The sequence below is a fragment of the Mesorhizobium sp. Root552 genome (assembly GCF_001427285.1).
In the GTDB taxonomy this organism is placed as follows: domain Bacteria; phylum Pseudomonadota; class Alphaproteobacteria; order Rhizobiales; family Rhizobiaceae; genus Mesorhizobium.
This window is the reverse complement of the sequence record NZ_LMFV01000019.1, coordinates 1-25,737: the sequence shown is the minus strand read 5'-3', so window position 1 is coordinate 25,737 and position 25,737 is coordinate 1. Positions and strand designations below refer to the sequence as shown.

At 62.6% G+C, this 25,737-nt stretch carries 25 protein-coding genes and 1 pseudogene; 7 read left to right on the top strand and 19 right to left on the bottom strand.

All coding sequences use genetic code 11. The features are described 5' to 3' along the window. Positions 1-51 precede the first annotated feature (51 nt). The 3 genes from ASD50_RS10170 to ASD50_RS10160 are packed head-to-tail and all read right to left on the bottom strand — an operon-like array spanning position 52 to position 1,990. On the bottom strand, positions 52-822 hold the full coding sequence (locus ASD50_RS10170) for a DUF429 domain-containing protein (protein ID WP_056240155.1): 771 nt from the start codon (positions 820-822) through the stop codon (positions 52-54). Then, positions 822-1,709, bottom strand: a complete 888-nt coding sequence (gene pdxY / locus ASD50_RS10165) for a pyridoxal kinase PdxY (protein WP_056240035.1) — start codon at positions 1,707-1,709, stop codon at positions 822-824. Before pdxY ends, ASD50_RS10170 begins: the two co-directional genes overlap by 1 nt. 8 nt (positions 1,710-1,717) lie before the next feature. Further along, complete coding sequence (locus ASD50_RS10160) at positions 1,718-1,990, bottom strand: hypothetical protein (RefSeq protein WP_056240033.1); 273 nt, start codon at positions 1,988-1,990, stop codon at positions 1,718-1,720. A gap of 123 nt (positions 1,991-2,113) precedes the next feature. Between ASD50_RS10160 and ASD50_RS10155 the strand changes: the two genes are divergently transcribed. From ASD50_RS10155 to ppa, 5 genes are all read left to right on the top strand, one after another. Next, a complete protein-coding gene (locus ASD50_RS10155; RefSeq protein ID WP_056240030.1) occupies positions 2,114-2,746 on the top strand; it encodes a LemA family protein in 633 nt (210 codons plus the stop codon). A 156-nt stretch (positions 2,747-2,902) separates the two neighbouring features. Beyond that, entirely contained in the window at positions 2,903-3,754 is an 852-nt protein-coding gene (locus ASD50_RS10150; protein ID WP_056240028.1) for a TPM domain-containing protein, read from the top strand. A 2-nt stretch (positions 3,755-3,756) separates the two neighbouring features. Continuing rightward, on the top strand, positions 3,757-4,395 hold the full coding sequence (locus ASD50_RS10145) for a TPM domain-containing protein (protein WP_056240024.1): 639 nt from the start codon (positions 3,757-3,759) through the stop codon (positions 4,393-4,395). Positions 4,396-4,496: 101 nt separating this feature from the next. Further along, positions 4,497-5,003, top strand: a complete 507-nt coding sequence (locus tag ASD50_RS10140; protein ID WP_056240022.1) for a GNAT family N-acetyltransferase — start codon at positions 4,497-4,499, stop codon at positions 5,001-5,003. Positions 5,004-5,202: 199 nt separating this feature from the next. Next, on the top strand, positions 5,203-5,733 hold the full coding sequence (gene ppa / locus ASD50_RS10135) for an inorganic diphosphatase (RefSeq protein WP_056240016.1): 531 nt from the start codon (positions 5,203-5,205) through the stop codon (positions 5,731-5,733). 64 nt (positions 5,734-5,797) lie between these two features. On the opposite strand, the gene ASD50_RS10130 is transcribed toward ppa, so the two are convergent. The 9 genes from ASD50_RS10130 to ASD50_RS10090 all read right to left on the bottom strand — a co-directional run bounded on the left by ASD50_RS10130 (position 5,798) and on the right by ASD50_RS10090 (position 17,409). Beyond that, entirely contained in the window at positions 5,798-6,064 is a 267-nt protein-coding gene (locus ASD50_RS10130; RefSeq protein WP_056240012.1) for a formate dehydrogenase subunit delta, read from the bottom strand. Beyond that, complete coding sequence (gene fdhD, locus ASD50_RS10125) at positions 6,054-6,881, bottom strand: formate dehydrogenase accessory sulfurtransferase FdhD (RefSeq protein WP_056240009.1); 828 nt, start codon at positions 6,879-6,881, stop codon at positions 6,054-6,056. The genes ASD50_RS10130 and fdhD overlap by 11 nt, the downstream gene beginning before the upstream one ends. A 44-nt stretch (positions 6,882-6,925) precedes the next feature. Continuing rightward, positions 6,926-9,799 carry a formate dehydrogenase subunit alpha gene (gene fdhF, locus ASD50_RS10120; RefSeq protein WP_056240007.1) on the bottom strand — a complete coding sequence of 958 codons (2,874 nt, stop codon included), beginning with the start codon at positions 9,797-9,799 and terminating at the stop codon, positions 6,926-6,928. Between the two features lie 11 nt (positions 9,800-9,810). Beyond that, positions 9,811-11,367 (bottom strand): formate dehydrogenase beta subunit, encoded by a 1,557-nt coding sequence (locus ASD50_RS10115; protein ID WP_056240004.1) that lies wholly within the window; start codon positions 11,365-11,367, stop codon positions 9,811-9,813. After that, a complete protein-coding gene (locus ASD50_RS10110) occupies positions 11,364-11,843 on the bottom strand; it encodes a formate dehydrogenase subunit gamma (protein WP_056240001.1) in 480 nt (159 codons plus the stop codon). The genes ASD50_RS10115 and ASD50_RS10110 overlap by 4 nt, the downstream gene beginning before the upstream one ends. A 152-nt stretch (positions 11,844-11,995) precedes the next feature. Continuing rightward, a complete protein-coding gene (locus ASD50_RS10105) occupies positions 11,996-12,895 on the bottom strand; it encodes a LysR family transcriptional regulator (RefSeq protein ID WP_056239996.1) in 900 nt (299 codons plus the stop codon). Between the two features lie 168 nt (positions 12,896-13,063). Then, positions 13,064-14,137 carry an ABC transporter ATP-binding protein gene (locus tag ASD50_RS10100; protein WP_056239995.1) on the bottom strand — a complete coding sequence of 358 codons (1,074 nt, stop codon included), beginning with the start codon at positions 14,135-14,137 and terminating at the stop codon, positions 13,064-13,066. A 2-nt stretch (positions 14,138-14,139) separates the two neighbouring features. Further along, complete coding sequence (locus ASD50_RS10095) at positions 14,140-16,380, bottom strand: ABC transporter permease (RefSeq protein ID WP_056239990.1); 2,241 nt, start codon at positions 16,378-16,380, stop codon at positions 14,140-14,142. 3 nt (positions 16,381-16,383) lie between these two features. Further along, on the bottom strand, positions 16,384-17,409 hold the full coding sequence (locus ASD50_RS10090; RefSeq protein ID WP_056239987.1) for an ABC transporter substrate-binding protein: 1,026 nt from the start codon (positions 17,407-17,409) through the stop codon (positions 16,384-16,386). 346 nt (positions 17,410-17,755) lie between these two features. On the opposite strand from ASD50_RS10090, the gene ASD50_RS10085 reads away from it, so the two are divergent. After that, positions 17,756-18,775 carry a substrate-binding domain-containing protein gene (locus ASD50_RS10085; RefSeq protein ID WP_056239986.1) on the top strand — a complete coding sequence of 340 codons (1,020 nt, stop codon included), beginning with the start codon at positions 17,756-17,758 and terminating at the stop codon, positions 18,773-18,775. Here the strand turns inward: ASD50_RS10085 and ASD50_RS10080 are convergent. The 5 genes from ASD50_RS10080 to ASD50_RS10060 form a co-directional block, all read right to left on the bottom strand. Further along, positions 18,733-20,577 carry a metallophosphoesterase family protein gene (locus ASD50_RS10080; protein WP_056239981.1) on the bottom strand — a complete coding sequence of 615 codons (1,845 nt, stop codon included), beginning with the start codon at positions 20,575-20,577 and terminating at the stop codon, positions 18,733-18,735. The genes ASD50_RS10085 and ASD50_RS10080 overlap by 43 nt on opposite strands. Next, positions 20,495-21,304: an inositol monophosphatase family protein gene (locus ASD50_RS10075; protein ID WP_056240152.1), complete on the bottom strand. Its 810-nt coding sequence runs from the start codon at positions 21,302-21,304 to the stop codon at positions 20,495-20,497. The genes ASD50_RS10080 and ASD50_RS10075 overlap by 83 nt, the downstream gene beginning before the upstream one ends. A gap of 175 nt (positions 21,305-21,479) precedes the next feature. Beyond that, positions 21,480-21,947 carry a MucR family transcriptional regulator gene (locus tag ASD50_RS10070; RefSeq protein ID WP_056239977.1) on the bottom strand — a complete coding sequence of 156 codons (468 nt, stop codon included), beginning with the start codon at positions 21,945-21,947 and terminating at the stop codon, positions 21,480-21,482. Between the two features lie 428 nt (positions 21,948-22,375). Further along, positions 22,376-22,987 (bottom strand): outer membrane protein, encoded by a 612-nt coding sequence (locus tag ASD50_RS10065; protein ID WP_056239975.1) that lies wholly within the window; start codon positions 22,985-22,987, stop codon positions 22,376-22,378. Positions 22,988-23,049: 62 nt separating this feature from the next. Then, complete coding sequence (locus ASD50_RS10060) at positions 23,050-23,436, bottom strand: hypothetical protein (protein ID WP_156465008.1); 387 nt, start codon at positions 23,434-23,436, stop codon at positions 23,050-23,052. Positions 23,437-23,495: 59 nt separating this feature from the next. On the opposite strand from ASD50_RS10060, the gene ASD50_RS10055 reads away from it, so the two are divergent. Next, complete coding sequence (locus ASD50_RS10055) at positions 23,496-24,590, top strand: helix-turn-helix transcriptional regulator (protein WP_056239968.1); 1,095 nt, start codon at positions 23,496-23,498, stop codon at positions 24,588-24,590. A 160-nt stretch (positions 24,591-24,750) separates the two neighbouring features. Here ASD50_RS10055 and ASD50_RS10050 read toward each other — a convergent pair whose 3' ends face one another. Both ASD50_RS10050 and ASD50_RS10045 read right to left on the bottom strand, forming a co-directional pair. Further along, positions 24,751-25,071, bottom strand: coding sequence for a YMGG-like glycine zipper-containing protein (locus ASD50_RS10050; RefSeq protein ID WP_056239965.1), 321 nt, complete (start codon positions 25,069-25,071; stop codon positions 24,751-24,753). 289 nt (positions 25,072-25,360) lie between these two features. Next, positions 25,361-25,639: pseudogene (locus tag ASD50_RS10045) on the bottom strand (amidohydrolase family protein); the annotation flags it as partial. Positions 25,640-25,737: the final 98 nt, after the last annotated feature.

The window sequence follows — 25,737 nt, the reverse complement described above, 5'->3', positions numbered from 1 at the left end:
AAGAATCGCACCACGAGGCAATACTATCGTCGCAGCCGCCGCGCACAGAGGTCACGACCAGATCGCGGTCGGTATTCCGTGGCGGTCAAGCAAGGGCGGATCGGGCAACGGCCGCGCCTCGCCACGCACGATGCGCGCCGCGACCAGCATCATCACGGCCGCATCGAGAAAATCGTCAGCTGCCGCGCCGCGAGGCGGACGCTGGTCGAGGAAGTCCGCCTCATGACCGCACCTGCACAAGAGAGCCTTGCGCTCCGCCATACCGGCCGGATTGACCATACCTTTGATTTTCTTGGGTAAACTCATCGGCTCGCCATCATTGAGCCGGCAAAATGCGACTTCCGGATGGGACTCGCAGATACGCGAGCGCAACTGCGGCTGCGCGATCAGCAACGCGTCGATTTCACGGATCTTGGGAAAGATGCCAAACGCCTGGATGGATATGCCGCGTGGCGGGTTGGAGGTTCGGCGCGCAACTTCACTGGCCCGCCGATGCGCCGCGTACCATTCATCCGGGGTGGTGAAAGGTGCCGTCTCGGCGTGGACGGCACTTCGGGACGGGATCGAAAAGACACTGGATTGGCGCTGCTTCAACAGCGGTCTTGCCATGCCTTCCGGGCCGCGCGCTCCCCTGTGGGTGACATCCGGCAGGCCAATCGGCATGTCCACGGCGACAATCGCATCCGAAGGCAGGTCGGCTACCAGCGCTGCGAATGCCGTGTAAATCCGGACGGCCGGCGTCTGCCCCGGATCGGCGCGAACCGCAATCCAGCCGCCCTTGCAGCCATCGACACCGGCTATGGATACCGGCAGATCGGAAATCACGCCTTGCGTGTCCGCGACGGGTGCAACAGCGTGCGCATCTGCACCATCGCCATAGGATGCGACAGGCTCTGCGCATCGAGGTGCAGCTGCAATTCGTCGCTGCCACGCTTGGCCGCGCGGGCAACGGCCTCATAGACGGTGGCGGTTGCCGACTGCAGGGCTTTCTCAGGCGAATGGCCGGCAAGGAGCCGGGCGAGAAAGGTGGCACAGGTCAGGTCACCGGTCCCCTTCGGCGGCTTTTGCACGATGCGGTGCTCGGCGAGCAAGACCTGTTTTTGATCGACCAGCAGATTGCCGATGCCATCGGCGATCATCGAGGGCGCGGATGTCACCAGCATCGTCGGAGGGGCGGCAGCTACGGCTGCCTCGGTGGTCGATTTGAGGTCGGCCAGCGGCGCGCCCGTCATCCATTCAAGCTCAAAGCGGTTGGGCGTGGCGATGTCGGCCAACGGCATCAGCCTGTCGCGCACGGCAGCCGCGGTTTTTTCCTGCACATAAAGCCCTTCGGCATAGTCACCCAGCACCGGATCGCAGACATAAAGAGCACCCGGATTGCGCAGCTTGAGCGCCTTGACCAGCGAGGCCACCGCATCGGCCTGTTCAGGGCTGCCGAAATATCCCGACAGCACCGCGCCCACTTCATCAAGCCAGGGCGCCTGTTCGAGGTCGGATAGCAAGGCGCTGAACTGGTCGGCGGGCGGGACGATCCTTGTGGAGCGGCCATGCCCGGGATGCCAGCCAAGCACGATGGTGGGCACGGCCCAGACTGGAAAACCAAGCGTTTCCAGCGCGAAGATTTCAGGACGGCCGCCGACGGAGCCGCGCACGACATGGCTGGAAATGACGATGACGGCCGGACGAACGGCCGAGGTTTCAGATGTCATGGAAAAAGCTACCCGCCCCGGACAATGAAGATCACGAACCAGACCACCAATGCGACGGCAATAACAGGTCCAAGCACCCGCCCAATGCGTGTGCCAATATATTCGATGCGATCCGACCGGTCGGCGTCGGCGGCATTCATGTGGTCTTGCGTGCGCTTCGCCATCCGGTTGACGAAGGACGTGCCGGACACTTCCGTTTCGCTGGCGATACCTTTCAGGATGCGCCGCGCCTCGCGTTCGCGCTCGCTCTCTCGTCCGCCCGGATTTTGGTTCTCAGCCATGACCTTCCCTGCTTCAGGACCACCTTAGAGCTTTTCACATTCGCTCGGAAAGCGCGAAGGTCGTTTTCTTGGCCCCGCTTTATGGTAATGCTTCGCCACCATCCACATCAGGGATTTGACTCCATGCTTGCCCAGCGTCTTGCTCGCCTCCCTCGCAACCTGCCGGCCTTTCTCATGCTGGCCTTCGTGCTGCCGCTTCTGGCCGGCTGCGGCTACAACACCATTCCAACGGCGGAAGAAAACGCCAAGGCGGCGTGGAGCGAGGTGCTCAACCAGTACCAGCGCCGCGCCGACCTGATCCCCAACCTGGTCGAGACCGTGAAGGGGTATGCAAGCCACGAGAAGGACGTTCTGGAAGGCGTGGTCGAGGCGCGCGCCAAGGCGACGCAAGTGACCGTCACGCCTGAAACGCTGTCAGATCCCAACGCCTTCAAGGCCTTCCAGGAAAACCAGTCCGGCCTGACCAGCGCCCTTTCAAGGCTGCTGGCGGTGGTGGAGAACTATCCCGACCTGAAGGCCAACCAGAACTTCCTTGCCTTGCAGGCCCAGCTTGAAGGCACCGAAAACCGCATTGCGGTTGCCCGGCGCGACTACATCCAGGCTGTGAAGGACTACAATCTGACGCTGCGCACCTTCCCGTCCGTGCTGTGGGCGACCTTCTGGTTCCGCTCGAACCAGCCGTTCCAGAACTTCACCGTGGCAGAAGACAAGCTGGAAGCACCCAAGGTGAACTTCGGCACCGGGCAAGGCGGCTGACGATCGCATCGAAGCTTACCCTTGCGCTTTAATCACCCCCCTCTGGCCTGCTCGCCATCTCCCCCTCGAAGGGGGGAGATCGGCAGTATTAAGGCTGCAATTCGCACTGCAACACCGGTCAATGGACTGGGCGGAGCAACAGTCCAATCTCCCCCCTTGAGGGGGAGATGGCCGGCAGGCCAGAGGGGGGTGCGAGGGATCGCAGGGGCCTTTGCAATTCTGCTTCTAAGTTTCTTCCTCACCCTCGCCGCCTTCGCCGCCAGCCTGCCGGCGCTGACCGGCCGCGTGGTCGACAACGCCGGCATGATCGATGTGGCAAGCGAAGTGCTGTTGACGCAAAAGCTGGCCGATTTCGAGAACAAGGGCAGCGACCAGATCGTGGTGGCGACAGTTCCCAACCTGGATGGCGAAGCGATCGAGCCTTACGCCAATCGGCTGTTCCGCGCATGGGGACTGGGACAGGGCGGCGAGAACAACGGCGTGCTCCTGCTGGTGGCGCGCGACGACCGCAAGATGCGCATCGAGGTGGGCTACGGCCTTGAAGGCACGCTGACCGACCTGCATTCCAAGCTGATCATCGAAAACGACATGGTGCCGGCTTTCCGCGCCGGCGATTTTTCCGGCGGCATCGAAAAGGCCGTCGATGACATCATCATGGTGCTGGAAGGCAATCCGGAGGAACTGGAGGCGCGCGGCGCGCGAAACCAGGACACGTCGATGAACATCGACGACTGGATCCCGATCATCTTCATAACCATCTGGGCGATCCTGTTCTTCGGCGGCTTCGCCATGGCCATCCTGCCTCCGATCTTCGGCCAGAAGATCGGCCCGCGGCGCTATCGCTGGCTGGGCATGACCTTCGACATGAGCAACCGCGGCTCGTCGGGCGGCTCTTCCGGCGGCGGCTGGTCGTCGGGTGGCGGCGGCTGGTCATCCGGCGGCGGCGGCGGCGGTTTCTCGGGCGGCGGCGGTTCTTCCGGCGGCGGCGGCGCATCGGGGGGATGGTGAGGATGGCGACACGTTCGATCAGCAAGGCAGATCATGAGCGCGTGGCGGCGGCCATACGCACCGCCGAAGCCACGACCGACGGCGAGATCTATTGCGTCGTCGCCCATCGCAGCGATGGCTATTTCTTCCCTTCCGCCTTCATGGCGTTGCTTGGAATCCTGCTTGCCGGGCTCATCCTTGCCTATGCGGCCGAATATTGGTGGCTGTCGATCCGCCTGCCGCATTTCGTGTTGGCCCAGTGCCTGGCGGCAATCTGTGCGCTCGCGCTTTTGTGGCTGGCGCCTGCGCTGCGCATCCATCTGGTGCCGTGGCAGATGCGCCACCGCGCAGCGCACGACAATGCGGTGCGCCAGTTCCTCGCCCGCAACATCCACCTGACGGCCGCACGCACCGGCGTGCTGATTTTCGTCTCGCTGGCCGAGCACTATGCCGAGGTCATCGCCGACAGCGGCATCAACAGCCGCGTCGAACAGCGCGTATGGGACGATGTGGTGCGCGAACTGACCACGGCGGCACGCGACGACCGTCTCGCCGACGGCTTCATCAAGGCGATCGAGGCGGTCGGTGCGGTGCTGTCGGAGCACTTCCCGGTGTCGCCCGGCGACGCCAACGAACTGGATGACCGCCTGATCGAAATCTGAACAGGCAAGCGGCATCCATCGCTGAACAGGTCGTGGGAAAATGAGCGGCGGTTTGCGCCGGACCTTGCAATCGACCGGCACGGGTTTATGGTTAACAAATCATGAACACGTTGACGATCGACATCAGGAAAGCGGAACCGAGCGACGCGCGCGACATCGCCGAGGTGCATCTCGAGGCGTGGCGCGGTGCTTATTCCGGCATCATCCCGCACAAGACCTTGACCTCGATGATCAATCGCCGCGGCGCGGACTGGTGGGCCAACGCCATTCGCCGCGCCGCATCGGTGCTGGTGGTGGAGATCGGCGGGACCATCGCCGGCTATGCCACCATCGGCCGCAACCGTGCGCGTGAGCTTCGCCAGCAGGGCGAGATCTACGAACTCTATCTGCGCCCTGAATATCAGGGCATCGGCCTTGGCAGTCGCCTGTTCGCCGCCGCTCGCCAGCGTCTCAAGGACCACGGCCTGAAAGGCATGGTGGTGTGGGCGCTGGAAGATAATGAAAACGCGCTGGCCTTCTACGCCGGCGCCGGTGGCCGCGACATCGCCGAGGGCGTCGAGGTGTTCGAGCAGAAGGCGCTGAAGAAGGTCGCCTTCGTCTGGGAATAGCGCCGTCCTTGCCGGACCTTTCCGTTGCGTTCATGTCGCATTGCCCGGCGCGGGAACTGCCGCTATCGGAGCTTCCGTGAAGGTTGCCTCTCCGGTTGCGCGGTGCGGCGGCCTCGCTTCATAGTTTTCACACAATTGCCGTTGCAAGACCGGTCTGGCATTTTTGCCGGAATTGCTTCAACGCCGAGAGGGGTCAGCCATGCGTATCGACGCGATAGCCATCGGGAACAACCCGCCTGAAGACGTCAACGTCATCATCGAGGTGCCGGTGGGCGGCGAGCCGATCAAGTACGAGATGGACAAGGAGGCCGGCACGCTGTTCGTCGACCGCTTTCTCTACACACCGATGCGCTATCCCGGCAACTACGGTTTCGTGCCGCACACGCTGTCGGGTGACGGCGACCCGATCGACGTCCTGGTGTGCAACACGCGCGCGCTGGTGCCGGGCTGCGTCATCAACGCGCGCCCGATCGGCGTCCTGATCATGGAAGACAATGCCGGCGAGGACGAGAAGATCATCGCCGTGCCGTCGGCCAAGATCACCAAGCGCTACGAGAAGGTGTTCAACTACACCGACCTGCCGCAGATCACGCTGGAACAGGTTTCGCACTTCTTCGAGCACTACAAGGATCTGGAACCCGGCAAGTGGGTGAAGATCGGCGGCTGGCACGACGCCACCCGCGCCAGGCAGATGATCGTCGAGGCGATCGAGCGCGCCAGGAAGAAGTAGGCCGAGTTACGGAAGCATACGGGCCGTCCGCCCGGAAGCGGGCGGCGCATTGCAAGATTCAGTCTTAGTGATGGCTGGAAGAACCGGCCTTCGGTGCGCCGGGGAGGACTTCGGCCGGCGGCGGCTGCCTGATCGCAGGTGCGGCCTCGATAACCAGTTCGTCGAAACCCTTTGCGCCGGCGCTGATCATCTCGAAGAACTGGCGGCGCATGCGCGGCTCCCAGAACTTGTTGATGTGATCGGCAACCCCGGCCACGCCTTCGGCATGCGGCTTGGAATGGAAGAATGTCGCGATCTGGTTGGCTTGATAGATGAGTTTGTCAGGCGACATGCTTTTCTGCTCCGAAAACGACCCGGTCGGGATGAGTGAAAATGTCGAAATCCTCGCCACGCACCAGCGCGACGAGGGTCATGCCGGCGCTCTCGGCGGTGCGGATGGCAAGCGCCGTCGGCGCGGAAACGGCGAGGATTAAGGGCGCGCCGATGGATGCGGTCTTTTGCACCATCTCGACGGAAACGCGCGAGGTGACGACGACTGCGCCCGTCGAGCCCTTGATGCCAGCCTTCGACAGCGCACCTGCAAGCTTGTCCAGTGCATTGTGGCGTCCGACATCTTCGCGGACCAGGACAATGCCTTCGCCCGGTACATAAAAGCCCGCGGCATGCACCGCACCCGTCTGCGAATGCAGCAACTGGACCTTGGACAGCATCTGAACCGACTGGACGATGTCCTGCGCCGTCAGCGTGAGCCTGGAAGCATCGACGTCGTCGACGCTGCGCATGGCTTCCTCGATGGATTCGATGCCGCACAGGCCGCACCCGACAGGGCCGGCCAAGCGGCGGCGACGCGCCTCGAAACGCCGGTTGGCCGTGTCTTTCAGGCGGATCTGGATATCGATGCCGGCACCGAGGTCCTGCACGTCGATGACGTCGATCTCCTCGGGCGACCCGACGATGCCTTCGGTGATCGAAAAGCCGAGCGCGAAATCTTCGAAATCCGCCGGCGAAGCCATCATGACGGCATGGGTCGTGCCGCCATAGGACAGTGCGATCGGCGTTTCCTCCGGCACCATGCGATTGGCGGCGCCGGTGCTGGCGGCGCGATGCGCAATGCGCGAAATCCGGGCGACCGCAGGCCGTTGCGTCACTGCGACGCCGCTTTCCTGAGGTTGCCCGGTTTTCCCACTCACGGTTACTCCGCTGCTTCCAGTGGCGCGATCTGGCGCGACTTGCGGCTCAGTTCCTCATACTCAAGCTGCCATTCGCTCGGTCCGTTGGACGGCGCGATCTGGACGGCGGTGACCTTGAACTCAGGACAGTTCGTCGCCCAGTCGGTGTAGTCCGTGGTGATGACGTTGGCCTGCGTATCAGGGTGGTGGAAGGTCGTATAGACCACGCCAGGTGCAACCCGGTCGGTAATCAGGGCCCTCAGCGTCGTTTCGTTGGAGCGGCTGGACAACCGCACCAGTTCGCCGTCGCGGATGCCTCGATCTTCCGCATCCTGCGGATGGATTTCGAGGCGGTCCTCATCGTGCCACACCATATTCTCGGTGCGGCGTGTCTGCGCGCCGACATTGTACTGGCTGAGAATGCGGCCAGTGGTCAAAAGCAGCGGGAAGCGCGGGCCGACCTTTTCGTCCGTGCCGACATATTCGGTACGCACGAAATTGCCCTTGCCGCGGACGATGCCGGTGGTGTGCATGATGGGCGTGCCCATCGGAGCCTTCTCGTTGCACGGCCACTGGACGGAGCCAACCTCGTCGAGGAAATCGAAAGTGACCCCGGCAAAGGTAGGCGTCGTCGACGCGATCTCGTCCATGATCTGCGAAGGATGGGTGTAGTTCCAGTCGAGGCCAAGCGCGCGGGCGAGTTCCTGCGTTGATTCCCAGTCGGCGTAGCGACCCTTCGACTCCATCACCTTGCGCACGCGGTTGATGCGGCGCTCCGCATTGATGAAGGTGCCTTCCTTTTCGAGGAAGGTGGAGCCCGGCAGGAAGACGTGGGCATAGCGGGCAGTTTCGTTCAGGAACAGATCCTGGACGACCACGCATTCCATGGCCGCGAGTCCGGCGGAGACGTGGCCGGTATCGGGATCGGACTGCAGGATATCCTCGCCCTGGACGTAAAGGCCCTTGAAGGTTCCTTCGACGGCGGCATCAAGCATGTTGGGAATGCGCAGGCCCGGCTCCGGGTCGAGCGTCACGCCCCACAGGTCTTCATAGATCTTGCGAACCGCGTCGCCGGCAACGTGGCGATAGCCGGGGAACTCATGCGGGAACGAACCCATGTCGCACGAGCCCTGCACATTGTTCTGGCCGCGCAGCGGGTTCACGCCGACGCCACGGCGACCGAGATTGCCGGTTGCCATGGCAAGGTTGGCAATCGCCATGACGGAGGTCGAGCCCTGGCTGTGCTCGGTAACGCCGAGACCGTAGTAGATCGCGCCATTGCCGCCGGTGGCATAAAGACGCGCCGCCTGCCGAATGGATTCGGCATCCACGCCGCAAATCTTCGCCGTTTCCTCCGGGCTGAAGCGCGGATCGGAGACGAACCCCGCCCAGTCGTCGAACGCATCGCGATCGCAATACTGGTTGATGTAGGCCTCGTTGTAGAGCTTCTCGGTGACGATGACATGGGCAAGGCCGGTCAGGATGGCGACGTTGGTGCCCGGCTTGATCGGCAGATGGTGAGCCGCCTTGATGTGCGGGCTCTTGACCAGGTCGATACGGCGCGGATCGATGACGATGATCTTGGCGCCCTGGCGCAACCGCTGCTTCATGCGCGAACCGAACACGGGATGCGCATCGGTCGGGTTGGCGCCGATGAGGATCATCACGTCGCATTCTTCGATCGAATCGAAGTCCTGCGTGCCGGCTGAGGTTCCGAGCGTCGTGTTGAGACCGTAACCCGTCGGCGAGTGGCAGACGCGGGCGCAAGTGTCGACGTTGTTGTTGCCGAAGCCCTGGCGCACCAGTTTCTGGACGAGATAGGTTTCCTCGTTGGTGCAACGCGACGATGTGATGCCGCCGATGGCGCCGCGACCATACTGGTACTGGATGCGGCGAAATTCGTTGGCGATGTGCGACAGCGCCTGCTCCCACGTCACTTCCCGCCACGGATCGGTGATGTTTTCACGCACCATGGGCGAGAGAATGCGGTCGTTGTGGGTGGCATAGCCGTAAGCGAAACGGCCCTTGACGCAGGAGTGGCCATGATTGGCCTTGCCGTCCTTGTAAGGCATCATGCGGATGACCTGCTCGCCCTTCATTTCGGCCTTGAACGAGCACCCGACGCCGCAATAGGCGCAGGTGGTGACGACCGAGCTTTCGGGCATGCCCTTTTCCAGCACCGGCTTTTCGCGCAGCGCGTCGGTCGGGCAGGCCTGCACGCAGGCACCGCAGGAGACGCATTCGGATTCGACGAAGGATTCGCTCACACCCGCGGTGATGCGGGAATCGAAGCCCCTGCCCTCGATGGTCAGAGCAAAGGTGCCCTGAACGTCCTCGCAAGCACGCACGCAGCGCGAGCACACGATGCACTGCGAGGGATCGTAGGTGAAATAGGGGTTGGATTCGTCACGCACGAGATAGTCGATGTTGAGCGAACCGTTGCCCGGCGCGACGTGGTTGCGGCCTTCAAGCCCGTAGCGATTCTCGTCCAGGCCGACGACGGCAGCAACATGATCGAACTCGCTCTGGCCGGTGCCGCGCTGCTCTTCCCAGCCGCTTGGATGGTCGGAGACGTAAAGTTCCAGCACGCCCTTGCGGATCGCATCGAGGCGCTCGGACCGGGTGTGGACGACGATGCCTTCGGCGACCGGCGTGGTGCAGGAAGCGGGTGTTCCGTTGCGACCTTCGACCTCGACCAGGCAGATGCGGCAGGAACCGAAGGAATCGAGTGAATCCGTGGCGCACAGCTTGGGGATTTCGATGCCCGCTTCCATCGAGGCGCGCATGATCGAGGTCCCCTCGGGAACCGTGACGGACTTGCCGTCAACGATCAGGGTAACCTGTTTCGCAGCCCTGGATTCCGGTGTGCCAAAGTCGATTTCTTGAATGAGACCCATGTCCGCTTCTCCTATTCGGCGGCTTCGGCGACGGGCGCCGGCTTGAAGTCTTCGGGGAAATGCGTAAGCGCGCTCATGACTGGGTAAGGCGTGAAGCCGCCCAGAGCACAAAGCGAACCGAACTTCATCGTGTTGCAAAGATCGGTAATGAGCGCGACCTGCTTCTGCGGCTCGATGCCGGCAGAAAGCCTGTCGAGCGTTTCGACGCCGCGCGTCGAGCCGATGCGGCACGGCGTGCATTTGCCGCAGCTTTCGACCGCGCAGAATTCCATGGCAAAGCGCGCCATCTTCAGCATGTCGGCGCTGTCGTCGAAAACCACGATGCCGGCATGGCCGATCAGGCCGTCCTTGGCGGCGAAAGCCTCATAGTCGAACGGCGTGTCGAACAGGTCGCGCGGGAAATAGGCCCCAAGCGGACCGCCGACCTGCACGGCCTTGACCGGCCGTCCGGTTGCCGAGCCGCCGCCGATATCATCGATGATCTCGCCAAGCGTGAGGCCGAATGCGGTCTCGAACAGGCCGCCATACCTGATGTTGCCGGCGATCTGGAGCGGAATGGTGCCGCGCGAGCGGCCCATGCCGAAATCCTTGTAGTGGGCAGCGCCCTTGTCCATGATGATCGGCACCGACGCCAGCGAGATGACGTTGTTGATCACCGTTGGCTTGCCGAACAGGCCCTTGTGCGCCGGCAGCGGCGGCTTGGCGCGCACCATGCCGCGCTTGCCCTCGAGGCTGTCCAGCAAGGCGGTTTCCTCACCGCAGACATAGGCGCCCGCGCCGACGCGCACTTCCATGTCGAAGGTATTGGGCGATCCGAGCACGTGAATGCCCAGCACGCCCGCCTTGCGGGCGATCTCGACCGCCTTGCGCATCACCGCCACAGCGTGCGGATATTCCGAGCGAATATAGATGAAGCCCTTGGTGGCCCCGGTGGCGATGCCGGCAATCGTCATGCCTTCGATCAGCACGAACGGATCGCCTTCCATGATCATGCGGTCGGCGAAGGTGCCGGAGTCGCCCTCGTCGGCGTTGCAGACGATGTATTTGCGGTCCGCATTGGTGTCGAGGACGGTCTTCCACTTGATGCCGGTCGGGAAGCCCGCGCCGCCGCGCCCGCGCAGGCCCGATTCGGTCACTTGCGCGACGACATCCGCAGGCGTCATTGCGACCGCCTTGCGCAGACCTGCAAGACCGCCGTGGTGCTCGTAGGCTTCCAGCGAAAGCGGATCGATGATGCCGCAGCGGGCAAAGGTCAGCCTGGTCTGCCTGGCGATGAACGGAATGGCTTCCGGATCGCCAAGCGACAGCCTGTGGCTGCCGCCGGTGAGCAAACCGCTGTCGATCAGGCTTTTCACATCGGACGACTTGACCGGGCCATAGGCGACGCGGCCGGACTCCGTCTCGACCTCGACCATCGGTTCGAGGAAATAGGCGCCGCGCGAGCCGTTGCGCACGATCTTGGCCTCGATGCCACGCTCGGCCAGTTCAGCCGCAATCGCCTTGGCGACTTTTTCGGCGCCGAGCGCGAGTGCGCCGGAATCGCCTGGAATGTAGATACGGGGTTTCACGAGCGAACCTCCGCAATGATTTCATCGACCTTCTCGGCGTCGATCCGGCCAATGACCTCGCCATCGAGCAGCGCGGCCGGCGAGCAGGCGCAAAGCCCAAGGCAGTATACCGGCTCCAGCGTCACCGCGCCGTCGGTCGTGGTCTGGTGGAAATCAATGCCGAGAGCCTGCTTGAGACGGGCGGCGACGGCATCGCTGCCCATGGACTGGCAGGACTCCGCCTGGCACAGCTTCAACACATGGCGTCCGGTCGGATGCTTGCGGTAGTCGTGATAGAAGGAGACGACGCCGTAGACTTCCGCGCGCGAAAGATTGAGCTTCGAGGCGATGACGGGAAGAACCTCTTGCGGCACGAAGCCGAACTCTTCCTGAATGCCGTGCAAAATCGGCAGAAGCGGCCCCTCGAGGTCCTTCATTCCATCGATGATCGATGCAGCCTGAGCTGCGATCTCGGTACTTGCTGGCTGCAATGCCATGCAGCGCCCTCCCTGGTCGTCGTCGTAGCGTTATCCCGCTAAGTAATAACGAAAACAGAGAAATTTGGCGGAATCAATACACCTGTTTCGTTGGGCGATAGAAAAATCCTATCAACGGAGGTTAAAAACTTCTAACCATCAGGAAACAAGGTTCAATTTTTGGCCCTGAAATTGCGGGCGAGGATCACTGCTTCGTCGAGCAGCGCCGAAACCAGCGGCGTGTTCGGCTCGCGCGGGGCGACGACCAGCCCCACCGAGTGCCCGGCATCCGGCCCGACAATGGGAATCGCCCGGATCGGCTCGCTGAACCCAAGCGTCTCGGCAAGGGTCAGCGGCATGATCGACGACCATTTGCCGGTGCGGATATGGGAAAACAGCACGATCATGGAGTTGGACTCCAGCGTCGGCCGCACCTCTCCGCCGGCCTCGGCCAGATGCTGGTCGATGATTCGCCGGTTCTGCATGTCGGGCGTGAGCAGGCAAAGCGGCAGGCGGCTGATTTCAGCCCAACTCACCGATTGCCTGTCGGAATACTGGTTTCCGGCGGCGGTGATGAGCTGGTAGCGCTCGCTGTAGAGCGGCACGGAGGCGACGCGCCCGAGCGGTTCGTTGTCGAGATAGGTGATGCCGGCGTCGATCTCGAAATTGCCGAGCAGCGACAGGATCTCGACCGAGGTGCGCGACAGGATGGAAAAGGTGACGCCGGGGTGTTTTTCGCGAAACGGCGTGGTGAGCTTCGGCATCATGGCGAGCGCGGTGGGAATGGCGGCGATGCGGATGCGACCGGAGAGGCCGTGGCGCGCGGCACGCATTTCCTCGTGCATGGAGCGCGCGTCGCCAACGATCCGGCGCGCCCACACCAGGACCTGGTCGCCTTCGGGCGTCAGGCCCTGGAAACGCGACCCGCGCTTGACCAGCATCACGCCAAGCTGATCCTCAAGCTGCTTGATCGCCGCCGACAGCGTCGGTTGCGTGACGCCCGACAATTCGGCGGCGCGGCCAAAATGCTCCTCCCGGGCAAGCGCAATGAAGAATTCCAGCTTGTCGATCATTGGACCTCGGTCGGCACGGGCCTTGGGAAATCGGCACAGGCGCATAAAATGAGGAAAATCGCGCAAGCCGCAAGAGCATAGCAGGGCGAATGCCGGCCCGGCACCGGACCGCCCCGCGTGCCTTGAAGCCATTCATGCCTGGAGAAATCGCCGAACCGGAAGCGCCGGTCAGTCGACCAGCACCGGCCCGCCGGCGGGAAACACCAACCCGATCGCCTGTCCGGGTTCATGGACCGCACCCACATCCGGCGAAACGACGAAGAGCGAGCCGGAGGCGGTTTCGACCACATATTCCATGTGGCTGCCGACATAGGTTGCCTTGCCCACCGTGCCCGGCAGGCTGTTTTTTGTCCCGGCAGGTGAAATGGCGATGCGGTTTGGCCGGATGGCCAGCTTGGCGGGACCGCTTTGATGGCCGCGTGCCGGCGTCGTGATCGAAATGGGTCCGACGCTGACCTTCGCCACTTGACCGCTGACCGATTCCACCTTGCACGACAGGACGTTCGCCTCGCCGATAAAATCGGCGACGAAGGCGCTTGCGGGCGCATCGTAGAGTTCGCGCGGACTGCCGTCCTGCGCGATGACGGCCTTGTTCATGACGATGATGCGGTCGGAGACGGCGAGCGCCTCTTCCTGGTCATGGGTGACATAGACAACGGTGAGGCCGAGCTTGGTCTGGATGTCGCGGATTTCCTCGCGGACCTGCCGGCGCAGCTTTGCGTCGAGATTGGACAGCGGTTCGTCGAACAAAAGCACCTGCGGCTCGAGCACCAGCGCGCGGGCAACGGCGACGCGCTGCTGCTGGCCGCCGGAGAGTTCGCTCGGCAGCCGCTCCTCGTAGCCGGACAGGCCGACCAGTTCGAGGCCGGCGCGGGCGCGCACCGTCGCCTCGGCCTTGCTGTAGCCGGAGAACTTGAGCCCGTAGCCAACGTTTTCCATCACCGTCATATGCGGGAAAAGGGCGTAGGACTGGAACACCATCGATACGTCGCGCTCGGTGGCGGGAAGCTGGGTGACATCGCCACCGCCGATCAGGATGCGGCCGCTGGTCGGCATTTCGAGGCCGGCGATCATGCGCAGCGTCGTCGTCTTGCCGCAGCCGGAGGGGCCGAGCAACGTCACCAGCTTGCCCGCTTCGATAGCGAACGAGACGTCGTCGACAGCCGGCGTGGAGACACCGGGATAAGTCTTGACGACATGCTCGAAACTCACCGAGGCGGCGTTGCCGCGAATCTTGGTCATGCTCAACCTGCTCCTGCGATTGCAGTCTGGCCGCCGGGGGCATTGGAAACACGGCGGCCGATCCTGCGGCTGCCGACGAGGAGCTGCATCAGCCCGATCACCGCCAGCATCACCACGATCAGCACGGTCGAATAGGCGATGGCGATGCCGTATTCGTTGTTTTCGACACGGCCGACAATGTAGCTCGTCGCCATGTCGTAGCGGCCGCTGACCAGGAAGATGATGGCGCTGATCGCCGTCATGGCGCGCACGAAGGAATAGACGAGGGCGGCAACGATGGCTGGCCGCAGCAACGGCAGCACGATGCGCCGGAACGTCTGCCAGGAGCTTGCGCCGAGCGTCAGCGAGCTTTCGTCGAGGCTGCGGTCGATCTGCGACATCGAGGCGATGCCGGCGCGCACGCCAACCGGCATGTTGCGGAAGATGAAGGACAGCACGAGGATGATGCCGGTGCCGGTCAGTTCGATCGGCGGGACGTTGAAGGCGATGACGTAGGAAACGCCGATCACGGTGCCGGGAATGGCGAAGGACAGCATGGTGCCGAACTCGAACGCGTTCTTGCCGGCAAAGTTCTGCCTGGCGAGCAGATAGGCCGTGAGCAGGCCGACGGCGGCGGTGAGCGGCGCCGACACGAGCGCGATGATGATGGTGGTCCAGAACGAACCCCAGGCGGAGCCGCGCCAATGCAACCCGAACTCGTTCCAGCCCACGTCGAAAGCCTGGTGATAGTGTTTCAGCGTCAGCGATTGATCGACGCCCCATAGCGTGACGAAGCTGCCGTAGACGATGGTGGCATAGACGACGACGGTGAGCGCCACCCAGAACCCGACGATGCCGTAAAGCGCGTAGCGCAGCGAAGTCGGCAGGCGGGCGTGCACGCCGGCATCGCCCTTTCCGGACATGGTGGTGTAGGAGCGCCGTCCGAGCCAGAAGCGCTGGGCGTAGAAGGCAGCGAGCGTGAAGAACAGCAGCACGATGGCAAGGATGGCGGCGAGTGCCGGATCGTTCTGCGCGCCGACGATGGCGAAGAATATCTCCGTCGAAAGGACATCGAAATTGCCGCCCAGCACCAGCGGATTGCCGAAATCGGCCATGCTCTCGATGAAGCCGAGCAGGAAGGCATTGGCAAGGCCCGGCCGCATCAAGGGCAGAGTCACGGTGAGGAATGTCTGCCAGCGCCCTGCCCGCAACGTCTGCGCCGCCTCCTCCATCGACGGGCTGACGCCTTCGACCACGCCGATCAGCACGAGGAAGGCGACAGGCGTGAAGGCCAGCGTCTGCGCGATGAGGAGACCGGGCAGGCCATAGACCCAGCGCGTCGGCTGCGTGCCGAAGACGGTCGCCGACAATTGCGTGAAAGCGCCCGACAGGCCGAACAGCAGGATCACCGCGAGGCCGATGACGAAGGCCGGCGTGATGATCGGCAGCACCGTCAGCGCCCGCAGCAGCCGCCGGAAGCGAAAGCCCGTCCGGGTTGCGACAAGCGCAAAGGCAAGGCCAAGCAAGGTCGACAGGATGCCGACCAGAATGGCGAGGAACAGCGAGTTCCAGGCGACACCACAGCGCCTGCCACCCACGAGGCAATCGAGCGACCAAAGCTTGGCGCTCAGGAATTTGCCGGCAAATGCGCTGAAAGAATAGACGCCATCGGGAGTCAGGAGCGCATTGGCCAGCATCTGCAAGATCGGCATGAACACGAACAGGGCGACGATGGCGACGACGAAGCCGATGGAGCCGACCACGAAAACGTCGCCACCGACCGCGCCGCGCGCGGCCAGACCCAGCGTGAACAGGAACAGGAAGGCGCATGCAGTCAAAAGCGCGCCATAACCCATGCCGAACTGGCGGTCTTCCAACTCACCGAAGAGCATGGTCAGCCAGCCGAAGCGCCAGCCGCGCAGGCCGATGCCAAACCCCTGGAACAGCATCCATGCGAGGCCGAGAGCGCCGACGGCGATCAGCAGCTTGCCGAAGAAAGGATCGTTCTTACGCCGTCCCCATGCGAGCAAGGGCAAGAGGAGCAGGATGGCGAGCGGCGCGAGCCAGAGCTTCAGGCCCTGGGCGACAAGAAACAGCGCAGGCGCCACATCTTCCTCGAACGGGTAGCCCTCGCCCAGCCAGAAGAACGAGAAGAAATTCCCATCCACGCCATACCAGGGCAGAACGGCATAGCCGACCCACCCGACCGCCAGCCAGAGGACGACGGTCGGATGCAGGCGGGAGACTGCGCTTTCGACGCGCATCGTCTATTGCGGCAAGGATGCCACCTCGTCGTCCCACTTCTTGAGAAGACGCTTGCGCTCCTCACTGGAGCCGTACTTCTTGAAGTCGTAGGCGATGAGCTTGATGGTGGAGAGATCCGGCGCCGCATCCGACTGCTTGGCAGCCTTGTTGGACGGAAGCTGGAACGATTTCACTTCCTGCGCCTTCGACTGCACGTCGGCGCGCAAGGCCCAGTCGTAGAACTTCTTGGCTTCATCGAGGTGACGCGCGCCCTTGATAATCGACATGGAGCCGATTTCATAGCCGGTGCCTTCGCAAGGAGCGACAGTGACGATCGGGAACCCGGCTACCGTTTGCGCGACCGAGTCGTGCATGAAGACGACGCCGATGGTGGTTTCGCCGAGACCTGCCGCCTTGATCGGGGCCGATCCCGATTTGGTGTACTGGTTGACGTTCTTGTGCAGGGCCTTCATGTATTCGAAGCCCTTTTCCTCGCCCATCAACTGAACCATCGTTGCCAGCATCGTGTAGGCCGTGCCGGACGAATTGGGATTGGCGATCTGGATCTGGCCCTTGTATTCCGGCTTGACGAGATCAGCCCAGCATTTCGGTTCAGGCAAGCCGTTCTTGGCAAGCAGATCCTTGTTGTAGCCGAAGCCCAGTGCGCCGGAATAAATGCCGACCGTGCGGTGCCTGCCGGTCTCGGCCTGCTTGATGGCCCAGTCGTGCAGTTCGCTCATCAGGGGTGAGGTGTACTCCTCGGTCAGGCCTTCTTCGGCCGCCTGCAGGTGCGGGTCACCCGTACCGGCCCACCAGATATCGCCCTTGGGATTGTCGGCCTCGGCCTTCAACTGGGCGTAGATCTCGCCGGCACTCTTGCGGGTCATGTCGACGGTGATGCCCGTCTGGTCCTCGAAACCTCGCGCCATCTGCTGGCACCAGGCTTCGTCCGCACCGCAATACATGGTCAGGCTGGCGGCATAAGCCCCCGCGCTGCCCACTGCCAGTAGCGCCGCCGCTGCGGCCGAAATAAGCCATGAACGATTCATCACGAACTCCTCCCGAAAGTTTCGTCGTCTAATGAGTTCACTCATCGTGACCGCGACCAGATTGGTAGGTTTTTTGAAACTTTGCAATCGTGTTCAATACTGTCACGCCGGATTTACCTCGAAGCGCACTGGCGGGGGCGACAGCGAAACGGACGCATAAACCATCGCCAGTCTATCGGATCGGCCCGACACTGCTTGAAAGGCCCACCTCCGGCCCAACAAAGCCCGCAAAGTCGCTGTTCCATCATTGCAGACGGCTTTGCGGACTTGTATCTAGAAACGCATGGGTGGCGGCACGGAACGTTGCACGGGGTTGCAACGCACCGGCTATCGCTGGGGTGGACAAATGTCTGGGACAAGAACGGCGCGATCGTTTGTCAGTGCACAGCAGGTTGCCGAGCTGGCTGGGGTTTCGCGCTCGGCGGTGTCGCGCACCTTCACCGACGGCGCAAGCGTATCCGAAACGACGCGGCAGAAAGTGATGAAGGCAGCCGACAGCCTCGGCTACCACGTCAATCACCTCGCCCGCAGCCTGATCAACGAAGACAGCGGCATCGTCTGCATCATCGGGGCCGAGATCAACACGCCCTATCAGGCGCGCATGCTCGACGCCCTGACACGCCGGCTTCAGGCGATCAGCCGGGTCGGCATGGTAATCAACACGGCGGGCGACAGCTCAAGCGTCGAACTTGCGCTTCGGCAGACGCTCAACTATCGCGCCGGCGCCACCATCGTCCTTTCGGGAGCCCCACCGGCCAACCTGATCAAGACCTGCGTGGCCAGCGGCCAAAAGGTCATCCTCATCAACCGCGACGACCACCTCGACGGCCCGAAGAACATCACGCTCGACAATACTGCGGCAGCCCGCGAGGCGTTCCTGATGCTGCAGCGGGCAGGTTGCGAACGGCTTGCGGTCGTCTCGTCTCTGGCTGGAACGCCGAGCCTCGTTGCCCGGACGAAAGGCTTCCAGGCGGCCGCCGCCGAGGCCGGACTGAAAGTCACCGTTACCGCCACCGGGCCGACCTCCTATGCATCGGGTTTCGAGGCCGGACGTGTCCTGCTCAGCGGATCGGACAGGCCGCAGGCTGCTTTCTGCGTCACCGACCTGCTTGCCTGCGGCTTCATGGATGCGGCGCGCTTCGAGTTCGGCCTTTCCGTGCCGCAGGAAATCTGCGTGATCGGCTTCGACGATATCGAACAGGCTGGCTGGGCGTCGTACAACCTGACCACTTTCAAACAGCCGATCGACCAGATTGCCGACCATATCATGCGCTTGCTGGCGGAACCGGGAGACAGTGCATCCGACGACGGCACAGCTTGTTTTCAGGCAGTGCCGGTTTGGCGCCGTTCGGTGCGCCCGAGGTAATCGGCATCGCGAGATCGGATACGGCCATTGCCGAGATCGACGCTGAAATCCAGTGACGGCGGCGCGTCCACATAATTCATCATCATGCGCAGGAACAGGGCGAGGCGCGCCTGCAGGCTCTCCTGCGGCCATGTTCCGGCAGCAAAGCCGGCCGCCAGCCGGCGGTACGCCTCGATGCGGGCGGGATCTATGAAATCGAGCGCCAGATGCCGCCCGTTGCGCAGGCGATACCAGTCGACCGTCATCTCGAAAAAGCTTATCGCCCGCCAGCCCTGCCAGACGGCAGTCTCGTCTAGCTGAAAAGCCTGTGCGGCGACGGGTTGCGCTGTCACGGCAAGATGTTCGAGGTCGCCAAGGGCGAGCCGGAAAACGAGGCCACGCAGGTCCGCCGGCCATTCGTTGGGCAGATAGCGGCGCTTGACCAGTTCAGCCACATGGCGGCTGAGAAAATCGGCATGGCTGGTGGCTTCGAGAAGCGGAGACAGCGGCGCGCCTGAATGCTCGATTTCGGACAGATAGGCACCCGACGCAATATCGAAGCCGGGCACATCGTAGATGCGCACCGTCTCGATATGCATGCTGTCCTCGTCAAGCGAGACGACCTTGTAGGCAGGCGGGAAACCGACCATCGAGGGCACAGAGACATTGACAAGGACGTCGCTGCCCTCCTGCCAGAAGGCGGTATCGTTGACATGGAGATGGCCACTGAAATGGACCTTGATGCCGGTCGCGGCAGCGGCCCGCGCGACGGCCGTGCCGGGTGTGCGCCGGGCAAAGATCGTGTCTCCGAAAAGCGCCATCTCGTCGGTCAGCGTTCCGTTGAGCGGGTCGAGCAGCGGATAGTGCGAAAAGGCCACCAGCTTCTTTCCGGCGACAGAAGCGCGGCGCGCCACGTCTTTCATCCAGTCCAGGATGAACGGCTTGTTGCGCAGCATCGAATTCCAGCCGGCATCCGTGCTGTCGATGAAGCTTTGCTCAGCCCTGGGATCGAGATCGCCATTCCGGGGCTCGAACACATTCGCATCGATCGACAGCAGCCAAAGCCCGTCGATCGGCTCGACCAGATAGGAGGCATCGACCATCCGGCGCAGCGTTTTTCTGTCCGCAGAACCAATGTCGAAGCTGCGATGATCGAGCCCGCCATCCTGACCGAACGGCGTCTCCCAATGTAGAAAATCCTTGCGGGGGAAGAAGCCGAAACCCGCCATCGCTTGCAGAACCGACGCGTAGCCGCCGCAATACATTTGCGGGCTTACCGAAGCGCCGCACGGCAACGAGGCATCGCTGGTCACCAGCGTGTGGCTGCCGTCCGGATCGAGAAAGCGCTTTGACTGATGGCGGCCGTGGATCGCATAGACATCGTGGTTGCCGAGGGCGGCGAAGAAGCGCAGGCCGAAACGGCGGGAATAGTCTTCAAGCAGCGCGACGGCGGCGCGCGTCGTCGACTGCTGGCCGTCGTCGGTCAAGTCGCCGGCAACGACGACGATCTTGATGCCTCTGGCAACGATGTCGTCGAGCAGGCGCGGCAGCGCCGCAAAGCTCTCGTTGAAGACCCGCGTCGATTCTTCCGTATCGGCGAGCGTCCTGAACGCGGTTTCAGGCTGGCTTCCGCTGCCGGGCCGAAAGGTCACGTCGTGGAAATGTGGGTCGGCGATCACCGCTAGCCGAAACGTCATGGTGCGAAAGCCACGGGTGCTGGCGAGGTCGTCATCGAGCCGTTCAGGCAAGGTCGAGATGAAGGCCTGTCGCTTGCGCCAGGCCGGCTGCGATGCCGGGCGCAGCCGCGATAACCGGCCCGCCATGCACAAGGCCGCCTTGGCTGAGATAAGGCCCGACGAGGCCGCCGGCCTCCTTCACCAGCAGCAGGCCGGCCAGGCAATCCCACGGATTCATGTGAAGCTCGGCATAGGCATCAGAGCGGCCATCGGCGACAAAGGCGAGGCCAAGCGCGCCCGACGCACCGCGCCGGACATTGGCGCCACGGTCGAGAATGGCGGACAGGGCGGCAATGTAGCCGCTGTTCGACTTGCGGTTCGACCAGCCGAACTCGACGCAGGCACTGTCGAAATCAGCCGTCGCCGCCACGTGGATGGGCTTGCCGTTGCGAACGGCCCCTCGCCCGCGCCTTGCGAAATGCAATTCGTCGAGGCTGGGGTTGTAGATGGCTCCGAGTTCGGTCTCTTCCCCACTGACGAAGGCGACGGCGATGCAATAATGCGGGATGCCGCGGGCGAAGTTGGCGGTACCGTCGATCGGATCGACAACCCATGTCTCGCGCGCCGGCGCGCCGCCGGTTTCCTCGCCAAGGAAGCCGTCCTGCGGAAACGCTTGCGCGACCTGTTCCTTGATGTGGCGCTCGACCGCTGCATCGGTCTCGGTCAGAAAGTCCTGCGGCCCCTTCATCCTGTAGCCGCCGGCAGCGATGTCGGCGAACCCCTTGCGCGCGATCTCGCCGGCGGATTTCACCACCTGGCGGCAGAAGGCCTCACGCCGGTCCAGATCACTGGCTTCTATAGCGCCGGTTGCCATCAACATGGCCTCGCAGTCTCTGTTGGTGAAGTTCACCGTCACATTGCACACGTGTGCAAGATCGTCAACGCAGAAATGCGCTCGAAATATCAGGCCGTCAATGAAAAAGCCAAGGGGCTGCTCCCGGCTGGGAGCGGCCCCTTGTGTTCAGGTCCGACGTTGCCGTTTTGCCGCGTTACTTGCCGGCCGGCTTGCGAGCGGCGACCTTCTTGCGGGCAGGCTTGGCGGGCGCTGGCTTGCGGCCAAGGCCCATGCTGCGCGCGAGCGCGGAACGCTGTGCGGCATAGTTCGGCGCAACCATCGGATAATCGGCAGGCAGGTTCCACTTGGCCCGGTAGTCGTCGGGCGTCATGCCGTGGCTGGTCTGCAGGTAGCGCTTGAGCGACTTGAACTTGCGGCCGTCCTCAAGGCTGATGATGTAGTCCGGCGTAACCGACTTCTTGATCGGCACAGCGGGTTTCTGTTTCTCCGCCTCGGGTTCCTTGACGGAGCCACCAGACACCAAAGCAGACAGCGTCTGGTGTATTTGCTGGATCAGGGCCGTCAGTTCGTTGGCCGGAACTGAATTGTTGGCGACATAGGCCGAGACAACATCTGCCGTCAGCTCGGCAAGATCCGATTTGATTACTTGTTCTTCAGTCACAAAAACCTCGTTTGAGCAGGAAGGGCAACATAATCGAAATGCTGGGAAATGCAGCCGGTTAATAGGGCACTATCGTGCCGTGCGCAACACTCGGCGCTTCGGGACGCGAAAATGAATAGCTGCCAGAAGGCACCTGACGCCGCACGAACAATGTAGCGGGCAATGCTTGATCTGCCAGTCGAATCCGCGACTGCGATATGAATGAAAGGAACGCAGGAGCCGGAAATTGCATGCAGGACACGCCTGTTCGCCATACGGTGCATGCCTGGCTACGGCCTTGGACATGGCCCAGCCAGTTCAGCAGGCCAATGTATTTTTCAGAATGAGTAAAATCAAACCGGCGACTGGCCTGCCAGTCGCCGGTTACACGATTCGGTATCGGGTAAAGTCTTCAAGGCAGGAAAACGTCCTGCCGCTTGAAGCAACGGTTAGAATTTATAGCCGATGCCGAACCGCAAGGCATGCTCGGTCAACTTGACCTCGCCAATACCGAGGCCGAATCCACTGCTGCCGTAGTCGGAGTAGCGGTAATCGACGCGGGTGGTCCAGTTCGACGACAACGCGTACTCGACACCGCCGCCCAGTGTCCATCCGGTGAAGGTGTCCTTGACGACAAAGGCCGGCGAAGCATCGACGATGGCGCGGCTTACCGCGAGGCCGCCGGCACCGTAGATCAGCGCGCGATCCATGGCGTAGCCAAGCCGCCCCCTGAGTGACGCCTGCCAATCCGTGCCGGTGCCGACACCGAAAATTGTGCCGTCGTTCCAGGTGTGCGTTGCATCAGCCTCGATACCGAAGACCAGATTGCCGGATTGCCAGTTCGCCCCGGCGTAGCCGCCGAGTGCGCCGCCGCTAAAGCTGACATGGTCGACGCTGTCGGCGGCCTTGGCCCAGGCGCCACCGCCCTGGATGCCGATATACGTGCCGGACCAGTCATAGCCGGCAATCGGTTGCTCGGCGCCGATGCTGTCCGCTGCGTGGGTAGCCGTGGCCATGACTGCCAGAGCCGAGGTGATTGCGATCAATGTCGTGAATTTCATGACTTTCCTTACTGCTTGGGATGATGGTCTAGGTATCGCGGCGAGGCCCTGGGGCCACCGCCTCAGATGCTGATATGCGCTGCCTGGCAAAACGCGCGCACCGTTGCGATGCGCTGCGGGTCCTGTCCCTTGCCGCCTACCTTGAGCGGCACGAAACTCTGCGACGAAAGCGTTCCGCCGAACACCGAAGGCGGTGTTGGCTTACCGGCGACGAGACCTGCGACATATCCGCAGACAATGACGGCGCTGGTGTTGAGATCGTAGCTCGCCTTGAGGCTGGAGACCGTCACCGGAACCTTGAGATAGTTCTGCATCGCGTTGGTGACAGCAGCTCGTTCCGACGCCGTCAGATTATGATCCGAATGCGTGATATATCCGTCGCCACCTGTGGTTTCGCATCCGGAAAGTGCGAGACCAGCACAAATTACGATTGGAATTATACTTCGCATATTGTTTTCTCTTTTCATTTGATATTGGGGTTGATCCGATTGATTTGGGGAGGGCGCGGGTGACGGCTGCGAACAGCGAAAGAGCGATCACGTTGATCTATTCCGCGCTTTTGGGAGAAACCCACTGGCAAGAAGTCGTCGACGAAGTCGCGACGGCCACGAATGCGGATGTTGCGACGCTGTTCTATCACGACGCGCACAGCGGCCGCGGCGCGATAACGCTTGCCCACGGCATCCCCGAGGCGGTCCAGCGCGACTATATCGACCACTTTGCGCCGCTTAACCCCTGGATGTCGCAGGTCGCGGCGACAAGGCTGGGCGAAGGCATCGTCGGCGAGCAGATCGTGCCACGCGATCACTTCCTTCGAACCGAATACTACAACGACTTCCTGCGCCATCAGGGACAGGAAGCCGGCATCGGCGTCACGATCAGCCGTGACAACGGCTGCTTCTTTCTGTGCTCGGTCCTCTGCGGCGACACGGATTTCGGCCGCAACAGCGCCCGCGCCCGGCATCTTACCCAGCTTGCACCGCACTTGCGCCGCGTCTCGGACTTCTACCGCAAGCAAAGCGTCGATACGTTCGGCGGCGGCTTCGCCACGGAGATCGGCGAGGTCGGCGGGATTGCAACCGTCGTCGTCAACACGGCAGCGCGCGTGATCTACGCTTCGCCCCTCGGTGAAGCGAGACTGGCAAGCGGCTCTCCATTGCGCATCGGCGCGAGCGGAGCGGTCAGTTTTCGCAACCCGGCGATGCAGGACGCTTTGCGGCAGGCGCTTCGGCGCAGCCTTGTCAGCACGAGGACGGCCAAATTTGTCGATGGCGACACCGAAATCACCTTCGTACGCAGCGCGAAAGACTATGGCTCGAGCATTTTCCTGGGCGGCACACTGGCAATCCTGATGGCGCGCCGCGAGCGCAAGGCGGTGCCCGATACGGCAAGGATCGCATCTGCCTATCGGCTCACGCCTGCTGAAACGCGGGTTCTGGAAGCGATCCTGGCTGGCCAGCGGCCAGCGGAAATAGCGGCTTCGGCGAGCGTTTCGACGGAAACGGTGCGCAGCCAGCTCAAGGCAATCTTCAGCAAGACAGGCACCAACGGACAGACAGCGCTTGTCCGTCTCGCGACTGGTCTTGGCAATATGGATTCCTGACAACACGCGCATTCACCGCAATCGATCTTGGGCGGGGACGTTATGCGCGGTCCGGAAACTGCTTCATCACCCATTCAAGGGATGAAGGCCGATATTGAAGAACGATGGCCGGAGCCTTGGGGCACCGGCCAACTGTTCTGTCAGGCTACAGGTTCGCAGCCTAGTACTGGCCGCGATAGTAGCGGTCGTCGCATTCGGCAATGTAGATTCGGCCATCCGGCGCGCGATAACGGCACATTTCGCGTTCGCCCGGCTGAGGTCCCGCAGACGTCGCCGCGACAGCGCCAAGCAGCGCCCCGGCGCCGGCGCCAATAAGCGTGCTCTTGGTATCCCGACCGATCGCCTGCCCGACTAGGGCACCACCGGCGGCACCAAGCGCCGCGCCTGTGGTTGCCCGCTGCTGTTGCGGGGTCTGGGAACAGCCGGCGAGCGCGGCGGAAAAGGCTACGGCTGCAATGGCCGCGAGTTTGAGACTATTCATATTCAAGATCTCCGTTGTGCCCCCTTAGGCCGAAAAGACAATTTGCATAGCGAAGATGAACGCTGGCTGACCAAGGTCCTGCCAGCCGGGTCACGAGAGAACAGGCAACCTATTTGGGTTTCGTGGCGATGTCTTGACGACTTCCGTCCGCTTTCTCTTTGATCCTGCGCAAAGCGATACATGTGCAGCAATGCTAGCTATGCGGCGTGCCGATCCCAACGGCATCTGAAGAACCACCTCAGCCCCGGCTCCCCGCCGGGGCTTTTTTGTTCCCGCAAAAGCGGCCAGGCTATTTCCAGATACGCTGCGCGTTGCCCGACAAAAGGCTATCTCGCTCATGCCTGCTGGCGCCTTCGATCAGCGCATGCGTGGCCGCGACCCAGGCAGACAGCCCGCCGCCGAGATTGCAGACCGGCCAGTCGCTGCCCCACACCACCCGATCCCAGCCGAAGCTCGCGATGGTGTGTTCAACATAGGGCCGCAGGCTTTCGACGGTCCAGTTGTCGGGATCTGTATAGGCGATGATGCCGGATATCTTGGCGATGACGTTGGGACGTTTCGCAAGCTTGTCCGTAGTCAGGGATTTTGGGACCAACTGGCATCGTGAGCTAACGGAGGCTCTGGTCCATCAGGGTTGTCATATTAGGCTGCCGCATCTCGATGAAG